General features: G+C 37.0%; 18 protein-coding genes and 1 other annotated feature. Of the genes, 16 read left to right on the top strand and 2 right to left on the bottom strand.

The features are described 5' to 3' along the window. Positions 1 to 69 precede the first annotated feature (69 nt). The 13 genes from FEU33_RS06655 to FEU33_RS06720 all read left to right on the top strand — a co-directional run bounded on the left by FEU33_RS06655 (position 70) and on the right by FEU33_RS06720 (position 18,936). Positions 70 to 1,515 carry an MFS transporter gene (locus FEU33_RS06655; RefSeq protein ID WP_146548627.1) on the top strand — a complete coding sequence of 482 codons (1,446 nt, stop codon included), beginning with the start codon at positions 70 to 72 and terminating at the stop codon, positions 1,513 to 1,515. Between the two features lie 1,049 nt (positions 1,516 to 2,564). Then, positions 2,565 to 3,467 (top strand): branched-chain-amino-acid transaminase, encoded by a 903-nt coding sequence (gene ilvE / locus FEU33_RS06665; protein ID WP_146548629.1) that lies wholly within the window; start codon positions 2,565 to 2,567, stop codon positions 3,465 to 3,467. A 13-nt stretch (positions 3,468 to 3,480) separates the two neighbouring features. Then, a complete protein-coding gene (gene ilvD, locus FEU33_RS06670; protein WP_146548630.1) occupies positions 3,481 to 5,148 on the top strand; it encodes a dihydroxy-acid dehydratase in 1,668 nt (555 codons plus the stop codon). Between the two features lie 17 nt (positions 5,149 to 5,165). Beyond that, positions 5,166 to 5,414, top strand: a binding site (T-box leader). 76 nt (positions 5,415 to 5,490) lie between these two features. Beyond that, a complete protein-coding gene (gene ilvB / locus FEU33_RS06675; protein ID WP_146548631.1) occupies positions 5,491 to 7,248 on the top strand; it encodes a biosynthetic-type acetolactate synthase large subunit in 1,758 nt (585 codons plus the stop codon). After that, positions 7,245 to 7,760 carry an acetolactate synthase small subunit gene (gene ilvN / locus FEU33_RS06680; protein ID WP_146548632.1) on the top strand — a complete coding sequence of 172 codons (516 nt, stop codon included), beginning with the start codon at positions 7,245 to 7,247 and terminating at the stop codon, positions 7,758 to 7,760. Before ilvB ends, ilvN begins: the two co-directional genes overlap by 4 nt. A gap of 35 nt (positions 7,761 to 7,795) precedes the next feature. Further along, positions 7,796 to 8,818, top strand: coding sequence for a ketol-acid reductoisomerase (ilvC, locus tag FEU33_RS06685; RefSeq protein WP_146548633.1), 1,023 nt, complete (start codon positions 7,796 to 7,798; stop codon positions 8,816 to 8,818). A gap of 155 nt (positions 8,819 to 8,973) precedes the next feature. Further along, positions 8,974 to 10,074 (top strand): 3-isopropylmalate dehydrogenase, encoded by a 1,101-nt coding sequence (gene leuB / locus FEU33_RS06690; RefSeq protein ID WP_146548634.1) that lies wholly within the window; start codon positions 8,974 to 8,976, stop codon positions 10,072 to 10,074. 22 nt (positions 10,075 to 10,096) lie between these two features. Next, entirely contained in the window at positions 10,097 to 11,506 is a 1,410-nt protein-coding gene (gene leuC / locus FEU33_RS06695) for a 3-isopropylmalate dehydratase large subunit (protein WP_146548635.1), read from the top strand. Between the two features lie 14 nt (positions 11,507 to 11,520). Beyond that, entirely contained in the window at positions 11,521 to 12,111 is a 591-nt protein-coding gene (gene leuD, locus FEU33_RS06700) for a 3-isopropylmalate dehydratase small subunit (protein ID WP_146548636.1), read from the top strand. A gap of 558 nt (positions 12,112 to 12,669) precedes the next feature. Further along, complete coding sequence (locus FEU33_RS06705; RefSeq protein ID WP_146548637.1) at positions 12,670 to 13,059, top strand: thiol-disulfide oxidoreductase DCC family protein; 390 nt, start codon at positions 12,670 to 12,672, stop codon at positions 13,057 to 13,059. A 138-nt stretch (positions 13,060 to 13,197) separates the two neighbouring features. Next, positions 13,198 to 15,903 (top strand): aconitate hydratase AcnA, encoded by a 2,706-nt coding sequence (acnA, locus tag FEU33_RS06710; RefSeq protein WP_146548638.1) that lies wholly within the window; start codon positions 13,198 to 13,200, stop codon positions 15,901 to 15,903. Positions 15,904 to 16,153: 250 nt separating this feature from the next. Next, entirely contained in the window at positions 16,154 to 18,091 is a 1,938-nt protein-coding gene (locus FEU33_RS06715) for a M14 family zinc carboxypeptidase (RefSeq protein WP_146548639.1), read from the top strand. A gap of 419 nt (positions 18,092 to 18,510) precedes the next feature. Beyond that, positions 18,511 to 18,936 carry an acyl-CoA thioesterase gene (locus tag FEU33_RS06720; protein ID WP_146548640.1) on the top strand — a complete coding sequence of 142 codons (426 nt, stop codon included), beginning with the start codon at positions 18,511 to 18,513 and terminating at the stop codon, positions 18,934 to 18,936. 118 nt (positions 18,937 to 19,054) lie between these two features. Here FEU33_RS06720 and FEU33_RS06725 read toward each other — a convergent pair whose 3' ends face one another. Continuing rightward, complete coding sequence (locus FEU33_RS06725) at positions 19,055 to 19,342, bottom strand: HesB/YadR/YfhF family protein (RefSeq protein WP_146548641.1); 288 nt, start codon at positions 19,340 to 19,342, stop codon at positions 19,055 to 19,057. Between the two features lie 18 nt (positions 19,343 to 19,360). After that, the gene (plsY, locus tag FEU33_RS06730) at positions 19,361 to 19,963 is read right to left on the bottom strand and encodes a glycerol-3-phosphate 1-O-acyltransferase PlsY (protein WP_146548642.1); all 603 of its coding nucleotides are present in this window, start codon (positions 19,961 to 19,963) and stop codon (positions 19,361 to 19,363) included. A 248-nt stretch (positions 19,964 to 20,211) separates the two neighbouring features. On the opposite strand from plsY, the gene parE reads away from it, so the two are divergent. The 3 genes from parE to FEU33_RS06745 all read left to right on the top strand — a co-directional run bounded on the left by parE (position 20,212) and on the right by FEU33_RS06745 (position 26,536). Then, complete coding sequence (parE, locus tag FEU33_RS06735; RefSeq protein WP_146548643.1) at positions 20,212 to 22,188, top strand: DNA topoisomerase IV subunit B; 1,977 nt, start codon at positions 20,212 to 20,214, stop codon at positions 22,186 to 22,188. Next, on the top strand, positions 22,185 to 24,617 hold the full coding sequence (gene parC, locus FEU33_RS06740; RefSeq protein ID WP_146548644.1) for a DNA topoisomerase IV subunit A: 2,433 nt from the start codon (positions 22,185 to 22,187) through the stop codon (positions 24,615 to 24,617). The genes parE and parC overlap by 4 nt, the downstream gene beginning before the upstream one ends. 626 nt (positions 24,618 to 25,243) lie before the next feature. Continuing rightward, positions 25,244 to 26,536, top strand: a complete 1,293-nt coding sequence (locus FEU33_RS06745) for an ammonium transporter (protein ID WP_146548645.1) — start codon at positions 25,244 to 25,246, stop codon at positions 26,534 to 26,536. Positions 26,537 to 26,546 lie beyond the last annotated feature (10 nt).

Genomic DNA, 26,546 nt, shown 5'->3' on the forward strand with positions numbered 1-26,546 from the left:
TTTATCTTTTCATGTTAACATAAGTAATTAGTGGTAAGGAAAGTTGAATTATAGAATTGGGGTTTTTATATGAATAAAGTTTTTGTGGCAATCCTACTTGCAACTGCTTTGGCGGCAATAGAGGGAACGATTGTATCGACAGCCATTCCAAGCATTACGGCTGACCTATCTGGCGTTGAACTAATTAGTTGGATCTATTCTGCTTATCTATTAACATCGGCGATTTCTGCCATTATTTTTGGAAAGCTAGCTGATTTATTGGGGCGGAAAAAAATAATCATAGCTGGGATTACGATTTTCTTAATCGGTTCGTTATTATGCGGTATGGCCACATCAATGGGACTTCTCATCGTTTATAGGGCAATTCAAGGTATAGGGGCAGGCTCTATTTTGCCTATTACTTTAACAATGGTCGGAGAGCTTTTTAAAACAGAAAAGGAACGAGCAAAAGGGCAAGGCTATATTAGTATGGTTTGGGGAGTTTCAGGTGTTATAGGTCCTCTCATTGGAGGATTTATCGTGGATCAGTTAACTTGGCATTTCATATTTTTATTGAATATACCTTTTGGGATTGGGACCATCATTTTAATCGCTAAATATTATCAAGAGGAAAAAATCATTTTATCACGAAAAATTGATTATTTAGGCGCGTCTTTTTTTTCAATTGGTATGATGGCATTGCTTTACTCACTTATAGAGGGAAGTAATACTCAGCAATGGACAACCATTACACAATGTATACTCTATATAACTGCCATTGTATTTCTTGGTATCTTTATCTTTGTTGAAAATAGGACGGATGAACCAATTATTCCACTCACATTATTTAAAAATAAACGGTTGAATGTCATAAATGGTTTAACTTTATTTTGTATGGCGATTGTTATCGGTATTTCAGCATACTTACCGATCTATGCGCAATCTGTATTAGGAAAAAATGCAACAGAGGCGGGACTCATGCTAACTCCTCTTTCTGTTATGTGGACGGTTGGCGCCATTTTATCCAGTCAATTAGTTGGGTGGATAACAAATAAAAGGATCATCCAAATCGGGACCATCTTGTTGGTCATTTCAACGACGATGTTAATGTTTTTATCTTCTACCACAAGTCCGCTCTTTGTATTTCTTGCTACGGGAATTTTAGGAACAGGAATGGGTTTTATCGCACCAATGCTTATTATTGCAGTCCAAGCATCTTCTACAGAAGAACAATTAAGTACAGCTATTGGGCTAAATTCTTTTATCAATACGTTTAGTCAATCGATTGGTGCAGCTATTTTCGGCGTATTGTTTAATATCACAACGAGTCATCCATTAAAAGAAATCGATGCAGAATCTATTAATCTAAATGGTTCATTTGATCATACTTTGTTTTCTGCTCAACAAATTCATCGGATTATCGAAATTATAGCTGGAGGAATACGTTCTGTTTATACTGGTTCATTTGTTTTCGCGGTTATTGCATTCATATTAGCGATATTTATTTCAATAAAACAATCTGAAGAAAACAAATGAGATGGGACTGTCCGAAAAGTGGAAGAAGTGCAATTCAACATTAATTTGAATTGTACTTTTTTGTTTCTAATGATCAATTATGGATACAGTCGGATGTTTTCTTCTTTTATCCCGCGTTAACGGGCAGTAAGACTCCTACCTCTCAAGGTTTAGAGAAAAACGAGAAAGATAGGTGGGAGATCAACTGCCGCATGCGCCCGATTGGTTTGGGACAACAAGATGTTGGTCACTCAGGTGTTGTCACAGGACGTGGCGCTTTTAACCTGAGTTCCTCTATTTCAGTGGGGGATGAAGAAAACCCCCACTGATGGAAGCTTTACTTTATTGGCTGCTTTTTATAAAAATGCGAACGTTTTAGGATATATCATTTTAATATTGAGCAGCGAAAAACAATTAGTCCTCGAAAATACATACATTTTTTCGTGCAGTGTTGTTGATGTAACGAAGCAAATCTAGAGTTCTTCACAAAAAAGCTTGAGCTGAATCCTCAAAGAAGGGGTTTAATGACAGCGTCTAAAAGCATTATGTCCTGTGACACGGCTTTGTACCTGACATCATTGAGATAAATTGAAACCAATCTCTATTGAAATCCTCAACCAAAGTGAAATAGCTAAATCTGAATATTAAAAATGATATGTGTTAAATTGTTCGTATTTATAAGCTGAAATATATTTATGAAATAGCTCCGCTTTCAAAAATACAAGAAAAATAGGCTTCTGAAAATATTTTGTTACGTTTAACAGAAAAGAAAATGTTGCTAACATAATTGTGTAAAAACTAGTTAAATTATGTCAGATGGAAATTTCGAAATTAAATTAATTAATTCATTTTTCTAAAAATTTAATTTTAAACAAAAAATAGAAAAAGTCTAACTTATACGGGATAAAAACGTATACAAACAGTATTCAAAATTCGAAATTAGTTGACAATTCTAAAAATACTGTTGACTTCGATGGAAATACGTACTATGATAGCAACAATTTAATAAATGTTTTTTAGGCGAGTAGCTGATAAACATTTTATTGTAATTTACAGAAAGAAGTGAGAGTGTGGGGGAGCAGTTAATTTTTCTTGATGGAAATTTAGTGAAAAGGGAAGACGCTAAAGTTTCTGTTTATGATCATGGTTTTTTATATGGCGATGGTGTTTTTGAGGGAATTCGTTCATACAATGGCAATGTCTTTCACTTACAAGAACATTTAGTTCGCTTATACGAATCAGCAAAGTCAATTTTACTTACCATTCCTTACACGATTGAGGAAATGACCGAAATTGTGAAGGATACCTTAAAAGCAAATAAATTACGCAGTGCATACATTCGTCTGATTGTATCTCGTGGTGTAGGAAATTTGGGAATCGATCCATCAACATGCAAAAGAGGAGCAAGTGTCATTGTTATTGCAGAACCACTTGCATTATTCCCAGCTGAATTATACGAAACAGGTATTTCAATTATCTCTGCATCAAGCAGACGGAATCGATCTGACGTGTTAAGTCCTAAAACAAAAACATTAAATTATTTAAATAATATACTTGTAAAGCTTGAAGCGACACAGGCTGGTGTTTCTGAGGCATTGATGATGAATGATGAAGGGTATGTAGCAGAAGGTTCTGGGGATAATATCTTTATCGTCAAAGGTAAAAAATTGATAACACCACCAGGATATATTGGTGCGTTAGAAGGTATTACTCGTAATGCTATTTTAGATGTTGCGAAAAAACGCGGATATATTGCTGAAGAGGGCGTATTTACAAGACATGATGTTTATGTTGCAGATGAAGTTTTTTTAACAGGAACAGCTGCCGAAGTCATCTCAGTAGTAAATGTTGACGGCCGAGTAATTGGTGACGGAAAACCAGGAAAGGTAACAAAAGATATTTTAGAAGGTTTCCGTGAAATCGTTGAAAAAGAAGGCGTCAAAGTATACGAAGAAGAAGCTACAGTAAAATAAGGGGCGTTTCATAATGAGAAGTGACATGATTAAGAGAGGAGTCGATCGAGCTCCACACCGCAGTTTATTATACGCTGCTGGTGTTAAAACGAAAGATTTAGATAAACCATTTATCGGAGTTTGTAACTCATATATTGATATCATTCCAGGGCACGTTCATCTTCAAAAATTTGGTGAAGTGGTTAAACAAGCAATTCGTGAGGCAGGTGGCATTCCATTTGAATTCAATACCATTGGTGTTGATGATGGTATTGCGATGGGACATATCGGAATGCGTTATTCGTTGCCGAGTCGTGAGCTAATCGCGGATTCAGCAGAGACAGTTATTAATGCGCATTGGTTCGATGGCGTTTTTTATATTCCTAACTGTGATAAAATCACACCAGGAATGTTAATGGCAGCTGTTCGAACGAATGTACCTTCCGTATTTGTTTCCGGTGGTCCTATGGAAGCTGGCCATTTATCTACAGGTGAACAGTTATCGCTCACTTCTGTTTTTGAAGGTGTTGGTTCCTATAAAAGTGGATTGATGACTGCGGAAAAATTAAAAGAAATTGAAGAAAGTGCATGCCCAACTTGTGGCTCATGTTCAGGAATGTTCACAGCGAACTCTATGAACTCATTGATGGAAATGCTCGGAATGGCTTTACCAGGTAATGGTACAATTGTTGCTACATCGGAAGAAAGATATGAACTGGTGAAAGAAGCAGCAAAACATTTAATACGAATGGTTAAAGAGGATATTAAACCTCGTGATATTATTACAAAAGAAACAATTGATGATGCATTTGCACTCGATATGGCGATGGGCGGTTCAACAAACACCGTTTTACATACACTAGCTATTGCAAATGAAGCAGAAATTGACTATAACATCGAAGATATCAACGAGGTTGCCAAGCGTGTTCCTTATCTAGCTAAGATAATGCCAGCATCAAGTTATTCTATGAATGATGTTCATCTTGCTGGTGGTATTAGTGCTATTATCAATGAGTTGTGTAAGATTCCGGGTGCTATTCATAAAGATCGCATAACGGTTTCAGGAAAAACCATCGAGGAACAAGTGAAGGGACATGAAATTACGAATACAGAAGTTATTCGTACAAAAGACAATCCTTATAGTCCGGTAGGTGGTTTGTCCGTCTTGTTTGGTAACATTGCTCCAGATGGGGCAGTTATTAAAGTAGGGGCAGTTGACCCATCCATTCGAGATTTTACTGGAGAAGCAATTGTATTTGATTCTCAAGAGGAAGCACAGGCAAGAATTGATGATGGTACTGTTCAAAAAGGACATGTCGTGGTTATACGATATGAAGGTCCAAAAGGTGGACCGGGAATGCCAGAAATGCTTGCACCTACCTCTGCGATTATGGGACGTGGTTTAGGGAAGGACGTCGCGTTGATCACAGATGGTCGTTTCTCGGGAGCTTCTCGTGGTATTTCAATCGGTCATATTTCCCCAGAAGCTGCTGAAGGCGGTCCAATAGCATTAGTTGAAAATGGCGATAAGATAGCCATTGATCTAACGAAAAGGACAATAGAATTACTTGTCCCAGCTGAAGTTTTAGCTGAAAGAAGAGCAAATTTAAAACCATTTGAACCAAAGATTAAAAAAGGTTATTTAGCTCGTTATTCAAAATTAGTGACTTCCGCTTCTACAGGTGGAGTTATGAAAATATAATTTCAAATCCAATAAACAATAAAACGTTGATGAGGTTAAAGGTATTAGAACTTTGTATTTACAGAGAATCGGGTTGCTGAGAACCGATGATACAACTAATACTGACATCCCCTCGGAGTGAACTACTAAACGCTAACGCAATTAGGTAGTTTCGGGCGCATACTTTTGTGCTCGTTAAGCAAAGAATAGATTGTTCTATTCATGAGGTAGTTATTTTTTGACTATAAAAATAGGGTGGTACCATGGAAGCTTTTTTCATCCCTACGCAAAGGTCTTCTTTTGCGTGGATGAAAAAGCTTTTTTTATTAATAAAAATCAAATTTCCTAGGGAGGAGTTCAATGATGAATGCACAAGTTCCGCTAAAGAAACAACAACCTGCGACTGATCAAGAAGTTGATCATGAATGTAAAGCCAGTAAAACGGGTGCTGAGATTTTTGTCGAATCGTTACAAAACCAAGGCGTTGAAATAATATTTGGATACCCAGGTGGAGCCGTCTTACCTTTGTATGATGCGCTTTACCGTAATCCGGTTAAGCATATTCTTGCTCGTCATGAACAAGGTGCTATTCACGCAGCAGAAGGTTATGCACGAGTATCAGGTAAAACAGGGGTAGTCATTGCTACTTCTGGTCCAGGAGCTACTAATTTAGTTACTGGAATAACTGATGCTATGATGGATTCTTTACCACTCGTTGTCTTTACTGGTCAAGTTGCAACAACTGTTGTTGGTACGGATGCTTTCCAAGAAGCAGATATTGTCGGAATCACGCAACCAATTACAAAACATAATTATCAAGTAAAAAATGTTCAGGACTTACCACGAATCATCAAAGAAGCTTTTCATATAGCTTCAACAGGTCGTAAAGGTCCAGTTGTCGTTGATATTCCGAAAAATATTGCAAATGCTATTTTCGATTCGAATGCAGTAGAAGAAGCAACAATCAACTTACCGGGATATCAACCAACATTGCATCCAAATTATTTGCAAATAAAAAAAGCCGTATCATTACTCAGTGAAGCAAAGCAACCACTTCTATTAGTAGGTGCTGGTGTTTTAGCAGCTGATGCTTCAAAAGAATTAACTGAATTTGTGGAAAAATACAATTTCCCAGTAGTAAATACACTATTAGGACTTGGTAGCATTGATGGAAATCATGAACTTTTCCTTGGAATGGCTGGTATGCATGGAACATTTACAGCCAATATGGCTATTAATAATTGCGATGTACTTTTAAACATTGGTTCTCGATTTGATGATCGCTTAACCGGTAACCTAAAGAAATTTGCACCAAATGCAAAAGTCATTCACATCGATATTGATCCGGCTGAAATCGGTAAAAACGTACCGACTGAAATTCCAATTGTGGCTGATGCTAAAGAAGCACTACTCGCATTATTAGAGCAAACATTTGAGGTACAGGATTTAACACTTTGGCATGAATATTTACATGAATGCCAGGAAGAGTATCCACTTTGGTATGATGATGATGGCGATGGGACGATCTATCCTCAATATGCAGTTGAAACAATCCATCGTTTAACGAATGGTGAAGCAACTATTGTGACGGATGTTGGTCAACATCAAATGTGGACAGCACAATACTATCCATTTAAAAAAGATCATCATTGGGTAACATCCGGTGGTTTAGGAACGATGGGCTTTGGTTTCCCAGCAGCCATTGGTGCACAATTTGCTCATCCTGATGAAAAGGTTATAGCCATCGTTGGTGATGCAGGGTTCCAAATGACCATGCAAGAGCTCGCATTATTGAAAGAATTCAAATTGCCAGTAAAAATTTTCATCTTAAATAACAGTTGCTTAGGAATGGTTCGCCAATGGCAAGAAACATTCTATGAAGAACGTTATTCTTCTTCATTGGTACCAGTACAACCAGACTTCGTCAAACTTGCTGATTCTTATGGAATCAAAGGCTACAAAGTAGAAAAAGTGGACGACATGGAAGCTGTATTCAAAGAAGCGATCGAATCAGATGAACCTGTTTTGGTAGACTGCCGAGTGAAAGAACTAACATTAGTAAATCCAATGGTAGCACCAGGAAAAGGACTATCTGAAATGATTGGAGTGAAAAAAGGATGAAAAGAGTAATTACTGTTACCGTTATAAACCAAAGTGGTGTTTTAAACCGTGTTACAGGTCTATTAATGAAACGTCAATTCAATATAGAAAGCATCACTGTTGGTCATACCGAGCAACAAGGTGTTTCAAAAATGACGTTCATCGTCAATGTTGAAGATGAAGCAAAAATTGAACAGCTTGTAAAGCAGTTATCCAAACAAATTGACGTTATCAAAGTTAACGATATTACGGATAAATCTATCGTTATGAGAGAACTGGCACTTATTAAAGTAGTGGCTCCACCGAATTTGCGTGCCGAAATCAATTCAATTGTTGATCCTTTCCGCGGTTCCATCATTGATATGGGAAAAAATGTTGTCACTTATCAAATCGTTGGTAATCCAGAAAAGATCGATGCATTTATCGAATTGATTCGGCCGTATGGCATCAAAGAACTGACTCGTACAGGTGTAACTGCATTTGTACGTGATGCTCAATTGAAGCCATCACCGCAACTTTCGATTTTACAATAAAAATAAAAAAACTAAAAACCCAGGGGGAATTTAAAATGGCAAAATTGTATTATAACCAAGACATCGACGAAAAAGTATTAGAAGGTAAAAAAATCGCAATCATCGGATACGGTTCACAAGGTCATGCACATGCGCAAAACTTAAAAGAATCTGGTTACGATGTAGTAGTTGGTATCCGTCCAGGAAAATCAGCTGAAAGAGCAAAAAATGATGGACTTCCTGTAAAAACTGTTAAAGAAGCAGCCGCTGAAGCTGATATCATCATGATCTTACTTCCAGATGAAAAACAAAAAGCAGTTTATGAAGAAGAAATTGCCCCAGGTCTTGAAGCTGGAAACGCATTAGTATTTGCCCATGGTTTTAACATTCACTTTAAACAAATCGTACCGCCAGCAGATGTAGATGTATTCTTAGTAGCACCAAAAGGTCCAGGACATTTAGTACGTCGCACATATGTTTCTGGTGCTGGTGTTCCTGCATTAGTCGGTGTTTATCAAGATCCAACTGGTCAAGCAAAGGCACTTGGTTTGGCTTATGCAAAAGGTATTGGTGGAGCTCGCGCAGGTGTTCTTGAAACAACATTTAGAGAAGAAACAGAAACAGATCTATTTGGAGAACAAGCAGTACTTTGTGGTGGTGTAACTCACTTAATCAAAGCTGGCTTTGAAACATTAGTTGAAGCAGGTTATGAACCAGAAAGTGCTTACTTCGAATGTCTTCACGAAATGAAACTAATCGTTGATTTGATCTACGAAGGAGGTTTCTCTAACATGCGTTACTCTATCTCTGATACTGCTGAATGGGGCGATTATGTATCAGGTCCACGTGTGATCACTGAAGATGTAAAAGCAAACATGAAGGCTGTTTTAACGGATATCCAAAACGGTAAGTTTGCGAAAGAATGGATCCAAGAAAATGAAACAGGTCGTCCAAAATACAATGCGATCAAAAAGGCTGAAGCTGAACATCCAATTGAAAAAGTGGGCGAAGAATTACGTGCAATGATGCCATTTGTAGGTAAAAAATTGAACAAAGAAACTGTTGGTACAAAAGCATAATCTTGACTCAACCCTGATAAATGAATGTCTTATTCTATAACTTAAAGAAGCAGCTTCCACTGCTTCTTTAAGTAAATTATGCGGAAAATATAATGAATATTAGTATGTATAGGTTTATGAATTAGAAGCAGTTTAGTATCTGAGGAGGAGTTACTGTGGAGAAAAAAGTTACCGTTTTACCTGGTGATGGGATTGGACCTGAAGTTGTTGCTTCTGCGGTTAAAGTGCTACAAGCTATCGGCAAAAAATTCCACCATACGTTTCATATTGCATATGCTACGATTGGAGGTGCTGCCATCGATCAGCATGGGGATCCACTTCCACAAGAAACAATTGAATTATGTGAAGAAAGTGATGCCGTTCTTTTAGGGGCAGTTGGTGGTCCAAAATGGGATCATAATCCAGCTGAGCTAAGACCTGAAAAAGGATTATTACGTATTCGCAAGCATTTTGATTTGTTTTCAAATTTGCGTCCCGTTCAGGCTATTCCATCACTCATAAAATCTTCTCCTCTGAAAGATGATTTAGTAAAAGAAGTTGATTTGCTGATCGTACGTGAATTGACAGGTGGCTTATATTTTGGTGAGCCACGTAAGCGTACAAACGAAGAAGCAATAGATTCATTAGTATACAGTCGTCTTGAAATTGAACGCATTGTTGAAAATGCATTTGAATTAGCTCGCGTTCGAAGAGGAAAACTAACATCTGTGGATAAAGCGAATGTCCTTGAAACATCACGTTTGTGGAGACAAATCGTTGATGAGAAAAAAGCACAATATCCAGATGTAGAAGTTGAACATAGTTTAGTTGACTCAACAGCTATGAAGCTGATTACAAATCCGGGAGCCTATGATGTTCTTGTCACAGAAAATATGTTTGGAGATATTTTAAGTGATGAGGCCTCTGTTATAACAGGATCTTTAGGAGTCCTTCCTTCTGCAAGTATTCGCTCTGATAATTTCGGATTATATGAACCAGTTCATGGTTCAGCACCTGAAATCGCAGGAAAAGGTATTGCTAATCCAGCTGCGACCATTTTATCAGTTGCTATGATGCTACGTTATTCATTTGGCTTAAAAGAAGAAGCAACAGAAATCGAACATGCGGTTAATGCCGCCTTTAATGATGGTTTCTTCACATCAGATTTAGCGACTTCTGGAAACCAAGCTTTAACCACAGATGAATGGACAGAAAAAGTTTTAAATAAAATAGATCCTAGCTTTGTGTCAGACAGTATTATAACTACTTATATTTAGAAAAGAAAATAGGTGAAGAATAATGGGGAAAAATATTATAGAAAAAGTATGGGACCAACATGTAGTATATCACGAAGATGGAAAACCAGATTTACTCTACATCGATCTTCATTTGCTTCATGAAGTAACGTCTCCACAAGCTTTTGAGGGGCTTCGCCTAAACCATCGAAAAGTTCGTCGACCAGATCTTTGTTTTGCCACAATGGATCATAACGTACCTACAAAAAACTTACCGATCATTAATGACCCAATTGCCAAGACACAAATTAATACATTAGCCAAAAACTGTGAAGAATTTGGTGTTCCATTAGCAGATATGGGGCATCCAGATCAAGGAATCGTACATGTTATTGGTCCACAACTTGGTTTAACTCAACCAGGCAAAACGATTGTATGTGGTGATTCCCATACATCAACTCATGGTGCTTTCGGTGCCATTGCATTTGGTATCGGTACTAGTGAAGTGGAACATGTATTATCAACGCAAACACTTTGGCAAAGTAAACCAAAGACGATGCAAATTCACGTAAAAGGTGAGCTTGGCTTTGGCGTAACGGCTAAAGATATCATTCTTGCTATTATCGCGAAATTTGGTATTGATGTAGGTACTGGACATATTGTTGAATTTACGGGTGATGCGATCCATAAATTATCAATGGAGGAACGTATGACAATTTGTAATATGTCCATTGAAGCGGGAGCAAAAGCTGGTTTAATAAGCCCTGATGAGATTACTGTTGACTACATTAAAGGACGCAAGTATGCACCACAAGGAGACAAATTTGAGGAAGCTAAAAAATACTGGTTATCACTTGCTTCTGATCCAGATGCGACCTATAATAAAACGCTTGTGATTGAAACATCAGAAATTGAACCGTTTGTAACATGGGGTACGAATCCTTCAATGGGAAGCGGTGTGTCAAAAACAGTTCCTTATGCTTCCAATTACACAGAAGAATCAGATAAACAGGCGTTGAAAAAAGCATTAACATATATGGATTTACAAGAAGGTACACCATTAACGGATATTGAAATCCAACATGTCTTTATCGGATCTTGTACAAATTCACGTTTACATGATTTGCGTGCCGCAGCTAATGTTATTAAAGGAAAGCATGTTCATCCAAATGTTCGTGCGATTGTCGTTCCAGGCTCTCATTCAGTGAAAAAGCTAGCTGAAGAGGAAGGAATCGATAAAATATTCAAGGATGCTGGTTTTGAATGGCGTGAATCAGGATGTAGTATGTGTCTTGCAATGAATGAGGATGTTGTACCAGCTGGTGAACGATGTGCTTCAACATCGAACCGTAATTTCGAAGGACGTCAAGGTACAGGGGCAAGAACCCATCTTGTAAGCCCTCCGATGGCTGCAGCTGCCGCAATTGCTGGTCACTTTGTAGATGTTCGCGAAATCATGAATGTACCTGTGTGATGGAGGTGTAAAATATGGAACCTATTAATATCGTAAAAAGTGTCGTCACACCCTTAAATCGCAAAAATGTCGACACGGACCAAATTATTTCAAAAGAATTTTTAAAACGGATTGAACGAACAGGTTTTGGTCAGTTTGTCTTTTACCACTGGCGTTTCGATCAAGACGGGCAGCCAATAGAAGATTTTGTTTTAAACCAACCTAAGTATAAGGGCTCTAAAATCTTAGTGGCTCATGAAAATTTTGGTTGTGGATCATCTCGTGAACATGCTCCATGGGCCATTTTAGACTATGGTTTCAACGTGGTTGTTGCACCAAGTTTTGCGGATATTTTTCATAATAACTGCTTCAAAAATGGTATTTTGCCTATTGAATTGAAAGTATCGGAAATTGAAGAATTATTAGCAAAAGGTGAACAATCAGTATTGGAGGCAGAAGTAAATCTTCAAAACCAAACGTTAACAGCTGATGGGAAAGTTTATCATTTTGAAATAAATCCTTATTATAAGGAAATGCTTTTAAACGGTTGGGATGAAATTGCATTAACCTTTAAATATGAAGATTATATTAAAAATTATGAAAAAAAGCGTGTACAATTTAGTTAACAAGATCCAACAGATGAATGGCTATTTAGGAGACTAAGAAATTAGTTTTCCTAAATAGTTTTTTTGCTTTGTGGGATAAACATATAGGTAGCCACTATATAAATGGTTTTTCATATATTTCCATTTTGCTATGTTGTTGCATTATGGAAAACTAAAACTTATCTATGGTAACATGGGAATGAAACAGTTACAGATGATGCGAGCAGTGAAAATCATGTATAGTCGGTTACACTATGAATGTTTAAAGGTTATGGAGTATTACAATTGTCATCGCATATTAACAGATCGTAAGAACTCATTTCAAGGGGCAAATAAAAAGTTGGAAGAAAGTAGGAGCCATTGTATATATCCCACTTTATACCGCTCTAACGGGCAGTATAAAAATATCACTTCAAGATTCAAGTAAACTTTTTTGAGCGATTGCTCCAACTGGTACATAAAAAGTTTTTTAATAGATGAATAATATAATAAAAAATGCTCACTCTAAGCGGTGTATTTTAAGTGGATGACCATTTATGACATGACTCATTATAGCTTTAAAGAAAAGGGGAGGAGATTATGAATTCGATTCTTTTCTATGATGGCGACTGTGGATTTTGCCAAAAATCTGTACAGTTCGTTTTAAAATATGAAAGAAAGCCTACTTTGATATTTGCATCATTGCAGGGAGAGATAGCAGCAACATTATTGTCTCCAAATTTAACACAAAATCTTGATTCCGTTGTTGTTTATCATAACGGAAAAATATTAACAGAATCTAACGCAGTATTGTTTATTGTAAAAAAATTAAAATTTCCTTTTTTCTTGTTCTTTCTTTTAAAAATAGTTCCGGTTTCTATACGTGATCATTGTTATCAAATTATTTCTAAAAATCGTCATAAATTCACAAAATCGAGAAAAAATTGTGAAATTCCTAAAGAAAATACTCGTAAACGCTTTCTAGATTGATGGTCATTCAAAAAAATTATAACAAAGTATAATTTTAATGTTATTTACTTATGTATCTTTTTCGATTATTATTATGTGTGGAGAAAAGTAGCTCATATAAAGCCTTTTCATTAGTTAATTTAGAGGGGGAACCAAACAATGGCAAACAACAACTTGCATAACAGTCGTTCTTCATTCGAAGTTAACGGTAAAACTTACAACTTTTATCGTTTAGCTGCAATTGAAGAAGCTGGCATCGCAAAAGTTTCACGCCTTCCTTATTCAATTAAGGTATTACTTGAATCTGTATTACGTCAATATGACGGCTATGTCATCAAAGAAGAACATGTGGATAACCTAGCCAATTGGGGTAAAGATGTAATTGGCAAAGCTGAAGTACCTTTTAAACCATCTCGCGTAGTTTTACAAGACTTCACTGGTGTGCCAGTAGTTGTTGACTTAACATCACTACGTACAGCAATGAAAGAAATGGGTGGAGATCCAAATGAAATCAACCCAGCTATCCCAGTCGATCTTGTTATTGACCACTCAGTACAAGTAGACAAATACGGTAGTGCTTCTGCATTACAAGCAAATATGGACCTTGAATTTGAACGTAACGCTGAACGTTACAACTTCTTAAAATGGGCACAAACTGCTTATGATAACTTCCGTGCTGTCCCACCAGCAACTGGTATCGTTCACCAAGTAAACTTGGAATACTTAGCTCCAGTTGTTCATGTTAACGAAGGCACTGATGGCACATTCGAAACATTCCCAGACTCAGTTGTAGGTACTGACTCACATACTACAATGATCAACGGTCTTGGTGTTCTTGGATGGGGCGTTGGTGGTATTGAAGCTGAAGCTGGTATGCTTGGACAACCTTCATACTTCCCAGTTCCAGAAGTTATTGGTGTAAAACTTGTTGGTAAACTTCCAAGTGGCTCAACTGCTACAGACTTAGCACTTAAAGTGACACAAGAATTACGTAAAAAAGGCGTTGTAGGTAAATTTGTTGAGTTCTTCGGACCTGGCGTACCTGAACTTCCTTTAGCTGACCGTGCAACAATTTCTAACATGGCTCCAGAATATGGCGCAACTTGTGGTTACTTTGCAATTGATAACGTTTCACTCGATTACATGCGTTTGACTGGTCGCGATGAAGAACACATTCAAGTTGTAGAAGCTTACTTAAAAGCTAATAATATGTTCTTTGATCCAGCATTAGAACCAACTTACACAGATGTATTAGAAATTAATTTAGCAGAAATTGAAACAAACCTTTCTGGTCCAAAACGTCCACAAGATTTGATTCCACTTTCTAACATGAAAAAACGCTACCATGAAGTTGTTGTAGCACCATCTGGTGTTCAAGGCTTCGGTTTAACAGAAGATGAATTCACTAAAACAGCAACTGCTAAATTTGCTGACGGTGACGTTGTAATTCCTGCAGGAGCTGTTGGAATTGCTGCTATCACTTCTTGTACAAATACTTCAAACCCATATGTTTTAATCGCTGCAGGTCTTGTTGCGAAAAAAGCGGTTGAAAAAGGTTTATCTGTTCCAAAATGGGTTAAAACTTCATTGGCACCAGGATCTAAAGTTGTAACTGGTTACTTAAAAGACTCTGGTTTACAACAATATTTAGATACTCTTGGCTTTAACCTTGTAGGTTATGGTTGTACTACATGTATTGGTAACTCAGGTCCATTACTTCCTGAAATCGAAGAAGCTATTAAATCAAACGATCTATTCGTAACTTCCGTACTTTCAGGTAACCGTAACTTTGAAGGTCGTGTACACCCATTAGTAAAAGCTAACTACTTAGCTTCACCACCATTGGTTGTTGCTTACGCATTAGCTGGTACTGTTGACGTAGACCTTAAAAATGATTCATTTGGTAAAGACAAAGATGGCAAAGACGTATTCTTTGATGATATCTGGCCATCATCTGATGAAGTAAATTCAGTATTAGATAAAGTCGTTACTCGTGAATTGTTCCAAAAAGAATATGAAACAGTGTTCAATGCGAATGAAAAATGGAATGCAATCGAAATTTCAACTGATTCATTATATGAATTTGATGAAAAATCAACTTACATCCAAAACCCACCATTCTTCCAACACTTGTCTGCTAAACCTGAAGCTATTCAAGAGCTTTCTGGCTTACGCGTGTTAGCTAAATTTGGTGACTCTATCACAACTGACCACATCTCTCCTGCAGGTGCAATCGGTAAAGACACCCCTGCTGGTAAATACTTACGCGAAAAAGGTGTAGAACCACGTAACTTCAACTCTTATGGTTCTCGTCGTGGTAACCACGAAGTAATGATGCGCGGTACATTTGCGAACATCCGTATCCGTAACCAAATCGCTCCAGGTACAGAAGGTGGTTTCACAACTTACTGGCCAACAGGCGAAGTTGAATACATCTATGATGCAGCTATGAAATATGCTAAAAACCACACTGGCTTAGCAGTACTTGCTGGTAAAGATTACGGTATGGGTTCTTCACGTGACTGGGCAGCTAAAGGTACTAACCTTCTAGGTGTTAAAACAGTTATTGCTGAATCTTATGAACGTATTCACCGTTCTAACTTAGTGATGATGGGCGTTCTTCCATTACAATTTGTTGATGGTCAAAACGCTGAATCTCTAGGTTTAACTGGTGAAGAAACATTTGCAGTTAATATCACAGATGATGTAAAACCTCGTGATATTTTAACTGTAACAGCAACTGCTAAAGATGGTTCTACAAAACAATTCAAAGCACTTGCTCGCTTTGACTCAGAAGTTGAAGTAGACTACTACCGTAATGGTGGTATCCTACAAATGGTATTACGTCATAAATTAGAAAAATAAGTTTATGATTGATTAAAATTTCAATACATGTGCACAATTATTTGTGCACATGTATTTTTTTGCTAACGAAAACTTTGATAGAGGAGCCTATCGTGTCTTTAATAAGTAACTTGAGAAGTGTATGATAAAGAAGAGTCTACCAAATAATTGGTTTAATCCCATATTAATAGGAAGTAAAAAGTAAAACACTCAGGTACGTGAAGCTCCACTTTATTAAATGACTCAAAATGTAATGAGGTGATATGTTTACATGATAAAACAAAGAAAAAGATTCATTTTATACTCAACCAGTTTCATGTTGTCCATGGGTTTACTATCTATTCATGCTTTTGCGACTGACCAGAATAATCAGGAGAACGTAAAAGTTTCAAATTCTGCTGAAGATTATTCAAATGTTCAAGAATTGTCGGATGATAGTGCTGAATTACCTAATACAACTGACAGTGAATTTCAAAATGTACTTCATTTTGCGAAAATAGGGACAGATTCTATCCTTGTCACACCAGAATCCTTACAGCCGACAAATGTGACATTGCCTGCAAGTGATCGTACATATAGCGTTGAACAATCAAAAAATGAAAATTATTATGCAGTGCAAATTGGTGGGTATACATATTGGATTCAAAGTGAAAATTTAATGGGTTCTAATGATCAACCAGAAGTGTTGACAAAAAAACGTAATTTAAAGATCAAAACAAAACGTAATTTTAAAATATATGAATCAAAAGACAGTCATTCGAAAATTTTGGTGATCGGTACCAATGCTACAACTTTCAAAGTTTTGGATATAGCCCCCAATTATTATGTTGTGTCAGTAGCAGGAGTAAAGGGATATATCCCTTTTAACCAAGTAAATATAACTTATAAGAAAAATAGCTATGTAGAAGTAGCGACAAATTCTGTCAAATTATATAAGGCTGTGAAAGGAAAATATAAAGCGATAGGCACATTGATGAATGGGGCTGTTGTTAAAATAGCGAAATCTACATCTAAGTATCATACCATTCAAATTGGTCATGAAGCCTATATGATACCCAAAAACGGTACGATCCCTACAGAAAAATCTGCTTCGCTAGGCAAATTGTTAAAAGCTACCTATCCTGTTTCATTAACAGTGAGTTCGACAAATTCCGTTTATTCCTCAAAAGGAAGTAAAATAGGAACCATTTCTAAAGGCCAAGTTGTTTCCCTTAAAGGATTGAAGGGGAATAAAGGAATTATCGATTTTATGGGGCAATCTGGGTATGTTAATCTGAAATACTACAATCATTCCAATATGGTCAACCCTACTAAAAATATTACTTATGGAATGTACAATTATTATCTTCGTGTAGTTGCACAATTATATCCTGAATTTACGAGGATTGAAAAAATAGGGCATTCCGTACAAGGACGCTCTATCTATGCATTACGTGTTGGCAATGGAAAAAAAGAAATCTTAATGGACGCAGCTATCCATGCAAGGGAACATATGACGACAAATGTTTTAATGGAAATGATCGATAATTATACGGTCGCTTATCGTAAGGGTTCTTCTTTCGCAGGATATAATATCAAAAGTACATTGAATAAAACCAGTATTTGGTTTGTCCCAATGATGAATCCTGATGGTGTTACACTTGTTCAAAAGGGGATAAATTCAATAGATTCAAAGTATAGAGCACGTCTTAAACAATACAATCACGGCAGTAGCAATTTTAAACGCTGGAAAGCAAATGGCCGTGGAGTCGATTTAAATCGAAATTTCGATGGATTATGGAAGTATTTAGCTTACACATCCAAATCCTACATGGATTATAAAGGACCATCCGTATTTTCTGAACCAGAAGCACAGTCGTTAAAAGCTTTTGTACGCCGTCATCATTTTAAAACAGATTTATCGTATCATTCATCTGGACAAATTGTTTACTGGTTCAATTTCCAAAAGGGAGCTAACTTAAAAAGGGATTTAAAACTAGCCAAAAGTGTTGCTAAAGTAACAGGATATTCAGTGGTACCACCATTGTATTATAGAGGATCAGGGTCTTCTGCAGATTGGTTTATTATCAATCAAAAGAAACCTGGTTTAACGATAGAAATTGCGCCATACGCTGGGAATGGTCCAGTGCCACATCATTATTGGAACAGTGTTTGGTATAAAAATAAGTCGATCGGCTTATTTGGGGCAAAAGAAGCTAGTAAGAGATAATTTATCTTGTTTCAGATCAACAGACAGTTAGATCTAGTACAAAATAGTGAATAGATGCGAGGAATCGACTATCTGTGAAACCTGATGAGGCTTGCTTCAACTAACACTAGCGAGTAATGAAGAGAACCCCCCATTGTGTATTGGTTTAGCTAACCATCAGTGGGGGATGAAGAAAACTCCAACTGATGGAAGCTTCACCTTTAGTTATAGGAGCCTTCAATGATTTAGAATTTGAATCATTGAAGGCTTTTTTGCTTCACATTTAAGGACAAAGAAAGTAAGAGCCTATGAGTAAGGAAAGAGGATATCCAATGAGGATAAAGAAATCTCTCATTGAGTGAAGTTTTACCCTATCAAAAAAATATTCATATAAGATTTTTAAATGAAAATTCGCTATACTAAGGAAAGAGGTGAAAGAAATGTTTGTTAGTGAAAAAGAAATTGAAATTCGTTATGCAGAAACCGATCAAATGGGTGTCGTATATCATGCTAATTATGTGATCTGGTTGGAATTAGGAAGGACTCAACTGATTCATGATCTTGGCTTTTCAGTTATAAAATTTGAAGCAGATGGCTATGTTTCACCTGTTATGAATGTAAACATTAGCTATAAAGCAGCCATGCGCTATGGAGAAAAAGCAATCATCCGTACTTGGGTAAAATCACAAGACCGCATGCGTACAGTTTATGCTTATGAAATTTTACATACTGATGGTACAATCGCTGCTACTGCGACTTCTGAACATATCGTAGTAAAAAAAGAGAATTTCCGACCAGTTGCGTTCAATCGTGTAGATGAAGTTTGGTACAATAAGTATAAAGAAATCGCAGAAATACAAGATTAAAAAATGAAACAAGAATTTTTTACAAATGATGAATAGACGTAATAGGGAAGAGCACAGAATGTTTTCCATCAACATTCTGTGCTCTGTTTTTTCATGTATTAAAACAATGGCGTGTTACTTATCTATATTCATAGCGAAGTTCGTCGCGTTCTTTGTCGAAGTCTACGATTAAGTCGTGACCATTAAAAAGCCAAACGTCATCTTCTTCGATAAAGAAAGTGACACCATTATGTTGTAAAACCGTTGAAGGATTCAAGGGATCATCTTTGCTCATGCCAAGTGAAAAGCCTTCGTGGAAGGGATTAGCTCCTCCATATCGTGCATAAAAGCGAATAGAATCACCTGCTTCGACTTCCATTTCGTCATAAAACCAATTTAGAGCCTGATCTGTCATCACAATTTTCATGTGAACACTCCTTTTTCACTATAACCAAGTAACTTTAGGTTCTGTACCGTTTTTAATCCGTGAAATATTTGAACGATGGCGATAGAATATAAAGACTACAAGTATCGTAATAATGATCAAAAGTAGATATTCTTGTTGTAAGATAGCATAGACAAGCGCATAAATAAAAGCTACGATTGCTGCAAACATAGAAGCTAGGCTGACCATTTTATATACTTTTAGACAAAGTAAAAAAGCAATGACTAATAAAATAAAGATTGGCCAATGATAACCGAGTAGTATGCCCGCTGAAGTAGCAACGGCTTTACCACCTCGAAAGCCAGCAAAAATAGGAAACATGTGTCCGAATACTGCCACAACACCTGCAATAAGAGGATGTACACCACTGTTAGAAAAAACAGCTAATGTTGGTAAAAGGGTAGCAACTGTTCCTTTCAAAATATCCATTAAGGTGACGACAATGCCTGCTTTTTTTCCTAGCACACGGAATGTATTGGTTGCACCTAAATTGCCACTACCGTGCTTGCGGATATCTGTTTTATAAAAAATTTGGCCGATCCATAGACCTGAAGGAATCGAACCTATTAAATAGGCTAAAACCAAAACGAGAATAATATCCATAAAAAACTCCCTCTTACTTTTAGTAGTTGGTACTATTATAATGTATTAATAGTCTATCATGAATCCTAATAAAGATCACACAATTGTCAACTTTATATCCTTTACCATCATATTCTTATTTTGATTTCGTTTCAACGTTTGATACAATAAATGCTGAATGTATATAAAATGCAAAAGTTGACAGTTCTAATCATTGTGTTTAATATGGATAAAAGTAGAACGGGTGTTTGTATTTAGGGGGAATTTTTTTGACAAGTAAACAGACAATCACGTCTTACAATGAAGATGATATTCAAGTATTAGAAGGATTAGAGGCAGTTAGAAAGCGTCCCGGTATGTATATCGGCTCTACAGATAGCCGTGGATTGCATCATCTCGTATATGAAATTGTTGATAATGCCGTAGATGAAGTACTAGCTGGTTTTGGCAATCATATCATTGTAAAGATTCATGCTGACCAAAGTATTAGCGTGCGTGACTATGGCCGAGGTATTCCTACAGGTATGCATAAAACTGGTAAACCAACTCCGGAAGTGATTTTCACCGTATTACATGCGGGTGGGAAATTTGGACAAGGTGGTTATAAAACGAGTGGTGGATTACATGGTGTAGGTGCATCTGTAGTGAATGCGTTATCTTCATGGCTAGAAGTCATCATTTATCGTGATGGTAGCAAGTATCGTATGCGCTTTGAAAACGGTGGTAAACCTGTAACAACATTAGAGAAAATTGGTTCTACAAAAGAAACAGGTGCATTTATTCATTTCAAGCCGGACGATACAATTTTTTCTACTAGTAAATATAATTTTGACATATTAGCAGAACGTCTACGTGAGTCAGCATTTTTACTAAAAAATTTAAAAATCGAGTTAATCGAAGAAGCAACGGAACGCCATGAGATCTATCACTATGAAAATGGTATTGAAGCGTTTGTAGCTTATTTGAATGAGGAAAAAGATGTCCTTCATCCTGTTAAATATGTTGAAGGTGCGCAAGATGAAATTGAAGTAGAATTTGCATTCCAGTTCAACGATGGTTATTCAGAAACCATTTTGTCTTTCGTTAATAATGTGCGAACTCGTGATGGCGGTACTCATGAAACAGGAGCAAAGGCTGCAATGACTCGCGTATTCAACGATTATGCTAGAAAAATTGGTCTACTAAAAGAAAAAGATAAGAATTTAGACGGTTCAGATATACGTGAAGGTCTTGCAGCTATTATTTCTGTTCGGATTCCAGAAAATCTGTTACAGTTTGAAGGACAAACAAAGGGAAAACTGGGTACGTCAGAAGCACGTAGTTCAGTGGATGCTGTTATTTCTCAGAAGCTGATGTATATCTTAGAAGAAAATGCAGAGCTGAGTGCTTCACTTGTACGAAAAGCAATTCGTGCACAACAGGTTCGTGAAGCGGCGAGAAAGGCGAGAGAAGATGCCAGAAACGGTAAGAAGTCCAAAAAACAAAGCACGATTTTATCTGGTAAGCTAACGCCAGCTCAGTCTAAAAACGCTGCGAAAAATGAATTGTATTTAGTCGAAGGGGACTCTGCGGGTGGATCAGCAAAACAGGGACGGGATCGCACATTCCAAGCCATTTTGCCGCTGCGAGGAAAAGTGATCAATACAGAAAAAGCAAAATTGCAAGATATCATGAAGAATGAAGAAATTTCTACGATTATCCACGCAATTGGAGCGGGTGTTGGATCTGACTTCAATGTTGAAGATTCAGCGTATGATAAAGTGATCATTATGACCGATGCGGATACCGATGGTGCACATATCCAAGTACTATTGTTGACATTCTTCTTCCGTTATATGAAACCACTTGTGGAAGCCGGAAAAGTGTATATTGCGTTACCACCACTGTATAAGGTATCAAGGGGTACTGGCCGTAAAGAGGTTGTAGAATATGCATGGACTGAAAAGGATTTGCAACAAGCGATTAAAAAAATCGGTAAAGGATATATTCTACAAAGATACAAAGGTCTTGGTGAAATGAATGCCGAACAACTTTGGGAAACAACGATGAATCCAGAAACACGAACGCTGGTACGCGTTAAAATCAATGATGTAGATCGTGCTGAAAAAGGTGTAGCTACATTAATGGGAGACAAAGTTGAGCCACGTCGTAAATGGATTGAATCACATGTAGATTTTGGTCTTGAAGAAGATAACAATATTTTAGAAAGTGAATTTATTACCAAAGAGGAGGAAGAGCTTAAATGACACAATCAGAGAAATTTCAAGACTTGCTCTTAGAAGAAGTCATCGGTGATCGTTTCGGTCGATATAGTAAATATATTATTCAAGATCGTGCTCTTCCGGATGCAAGAGATGGGCTTAAGCCTGTGCAACGCCGTATTTTATATGCAATGTTTATGGAAGGCAACGCGCATGATAAGCCATTCCGTAAATCTGCTAAAACAGTAGGGAATGTAATTGGTAACTATCATCCACATGGTGATAGCTCCGTTTACGAAGCAATGGTACGTATGAGTCAAGATTGGAAAGCACGTCATATGCTGATCGAAATGCATGGCAATAACGGGTCAGTTGATGGGGATCCACCGGCAGCAATGCGTTATACAGAAGCGCGTTTATCTACGATTGCTGCTGAAATGTTACGTGATATTCAAAAAGAAACAGTTGATTTCGTTCCAAACTTCGATGACCAAGATATGGAGCCGACTGTATTGCCTTCACGTTTTCCTAACTTATTAGTCAATGGTTCTACAGGTATTTCAGCTGGTTATGCCACAGATATCCCACCTCATAATTTAAAAGAAGTTTTGGATGCTGTATTAATGCGTATGAAAAAGCCGAATGTAACGGTAGAAGAATTGATGACAGTTATTAAAGGTCCAGATTTCCCAACAGGTGGAGTCATTCAAGGGATTGATGGTATTAAAAAGGCCTATGAAACAGGTAGGGGTAAAATAATTGTCCGTGCAAAATCTGAAATCGAGCCGTTAAAAGGTTCAAAAGAGCAAATTGTTATTACGGAAATACCATACGAAGTCAATAAGGCAAATCTTGTGAAGAAAATGGATGAGATGCGTCTAGACAAACGTTTAGAGGGAATTGCAGAAGTACGCGATGAATCTGACCGTTCCGGATTACGCATTGTTGTCGAGTTGAAAAAGGATGTTAGTGGCGAACCGATTTTAAAATATTTATTAAAAAATACAGATTTGCAAGTAACGTATAATTTCAACATGATTGCCATTTATAACCGTCGTCCTACGATGATGAGTTTACCACTTCTTTTAGATGCTTACATTGCACACCAAAAAGAAGTGGTCACTAGACGTTCCAAATTTGACTTGAAAAAGGCAAAAGATCGTTTACATATCGTTGAAGGGTTGATGAAAGCTCTATCTATATTGGACGAAGTCATTGCAACCATCCGCGCTTCAAAAGATAAAAAAGATGCGAAAAGCAACTTGCAACAAAGATTCGCCTTCACAGAAGTTCAGGCAGAGGCAATTGTTTCTTTACAATTATATCGTTTGACCAATACAGATATTACAGAATTACGTGAAGAACAAGCAGAACTTGAAAAGAAAATTATAGAATTACAAAGTATTTTAGATAGTGATGCAAAGTTGATAAAGGTACTTCAAAAAGAATTGGAAGAAGTAAAAAAACGATTTGCTGAGCCAAGACGATCTCTTATCCAAGAGGAAATAGAAGAGATCAAATTAGATATGGAAGTATTGATCCCTAGTGAAGATGTAGTCGTCACTGTGACACAAGATGGTTATATTAAACGTACAAGTATTCGCTCATACAACGCGTCAAACGGAAAAGATTTTGCCATCAAAGAATCTGACCATTTGCTGTATGAATCAACGCTAAATACACAGCAGCATTTATTGTTATTTACAGATAAAGGACATTATATATTCCAACCGGTGCACGAATTGCCGGATATTCGCTGGAAAGACCTGGGCCAACATATATCAAGTATTGTACCGCTGGATGCGAATGAAAAAATTATTAATGCTTGTGGTGTAGCTGATTTTAAGGTAGATCAATACGTTTTAACTATTACGAAAAATGGTCAAATCAAACGTACAGCTTTAGCTGAGTTCTTTGTACAACGCTATACAAAACCGCTTAAAATGATGAATGTTAAAAAAGATGATGTGGTCATTTTTGCGGGTATCGTCGAGCCAACAGTTGAAGTTTATTTAACAACTTACTGTAGCTATGCTATCCGCTTTGAGCTTGACGAGATACAAGTAACGGGTATCAAAACAGCTGGTGTAAAAGCGATGAATTTAAAAGACGGTGACTTTATACAAGCGGCTAATGTCATTCCAGAACATCATAAAGGAAAAGTAATGATCGTGACACAACGCGGAGCAGTCAAGAAGATGGCTTTGGATGAAGTGGAATTAGGGAATCGTGCACTACGTGGTGTGTTAACTCTTCGCGAACTGAAGAAAAATCCACATCGAATTTGTGCAGTCGTTTACGTAGAAGAAGGTGAAGGTATTCTCATCACTACTGAAAAAGGCGTGCAAGAAGAGCTAAGGGAAGACCAATATCGTTTGGCAGATCGATTCTCAAATGGCTCCTATGCAGTCGATGTTGATACAGATGGTGAAATTATTCATGTACAAAAAGTTCCTGCAATAAAAGAGTCATGACATCGTGCTGGGCAATCAGATATGCAGATTTAGTTATGATTATGCCAATTTAGTTTAAAAACTTGCATAAAAGATGTAACCGAAACGTTATTTCAATATGGAACAACAACACTTACAAGCTTCACATGGTGTGGATGAAAAAGCTTCCACTATGTGAAGTTTGATTTTATTTTAGGATAATATGGTCGATTTTTAACGTTTTTCAGGCATCCTCTTCCTATGGGTATGTAAGAACGATTACTAGTACGTGAGCTATTTCATTTCAATAAATATGCAAAATGATGTAACGATAACACCTATTGACAGTTCGTTCAAGAAAACTGTCAATAGGTGTTTTAAAATTGGCTGAATTTATAAAAATAGGAAAAGAGAAATAAATGGATCTACATGAAGAACAAACCAAAGAACCAAATACTATGTCTTCATCAGAAAATATAGTAGTTCTTTGATCATGAAAACGCTTTATACAAATATATGTTAGATTTTATAACATTATAGAAATAAATTCTGAAAATTCTATTGACTATTATTTTTTAATGTGTAAAATATAAATTAACAGCAAACGTGTTATGAAAACTAACATAAGTTTGTTTGGAAAAATAACATAAGAAATGAGGTTGATATTCATGGATGCAACGTATCTAATGAATAGCTTGTGGACGATGGTTGCGGCAGTTTTAGTTATTTTAATGATTGGCGGATTCATATTATTAGAAGCCGGTTCCACAAGAATGAAAAACGCTGGTCATGTAGCCGGCAAAACGATTTTCACTTTTGGTTTAGCATCATTAGTATTCTGGGCGTTAGGCTACGGTTTGATATTTGGAGGTAACGCAAACTTCTTTACAGGAATGACGGACTTTTTATACTCTGGAGATCAAGTAAAAGATGCTGGTCTAGCAACGACGGTCTTCTTCGTATTCCAATTAGCATTTGCTGCTATTTCTATTACAATTGCTCTTGGTGGTTTTGCAGAACGTGCGAAATTTTCAGCATATGTTGTTTTCACGATCTTATTTGGTATTTTAGTTTATCCCGTAATCGCTCACTGGATCTGGGGAGGCGGCTGGTTAGCTGAACATGGTAAACAAGACTTTGCAGGATCTACTGTCGTTCACTTAACGGGTGCTATGGCAGCATTAGCAGCAACAATTGTTTTAAAACCTCGTATTGGTAAATTTAATAAAGATGGTTCTTCTAATAACATTGCAGGTCATAACCAAGTGTATACTGCACTAGCAGTACTATTACTTTGGGTTGGCTGGTTCGGATTTAACGCAGGTAGTACAGTATCAGTAGAAGATGGATTCTTTGGATTCGTTGCACTTAACACAAACCTTGCTGCAGCAGCTGGTGCAGTAGCGGCAACTTTAATTTCATGGATCGTACTAGGTAAACCTGATATTCCTACACTTTTAAATGGTGCTTTAGCTGGATTAGTTGCCATTACTGCATCCTGTGCATTTGTTGATGTTTGGGCTTCAGTTGTAATTGGTTTCATCGCAGGTATCTTAACTTTCTATAGTGCTCGTTTCTTAGAAAGCAGAAAAATCGACGATCCAATCTTTGCCGTATCTGTTCATGGTATCCCAGGTATGTGGGGAACATTATCAACTGGTTTCTTTGCTACAAAGGAATTAGCTACTGTCGGTAAACCAGGATTATTCTATGGTGGCGGTCTTCACCAATTGGGTGTACAGTTTACAGGTGTTCTTGTTTCAGGGCTATATGCATTTATCATTTCTTTCTTAATTCTTTGGGTAATGAAGAAAGTCATGGGAGGAATTCGTGTCACTGAAGAAGAAGAAATTATGGGGTTAGATATTAGCGAACATGGTAGTTATGGTTATCCAGAACAAATGGTAACACAACAAAAAGATACAAATGTTACCGCTAGTAAAACTCACGTAAGTTCATAAGTGAAAAGCC

It is taken from the genome of Rummeliibacillus suwonensis (assembly GCF_007896435.1).
Taxonomy (GTDB): domain Bacteria; phylum Bacillota; class Bacilli; order Bacillales_A; family Planococcaceae; genus Rummeliibacillus; species Rummeliibacillus suwonensis.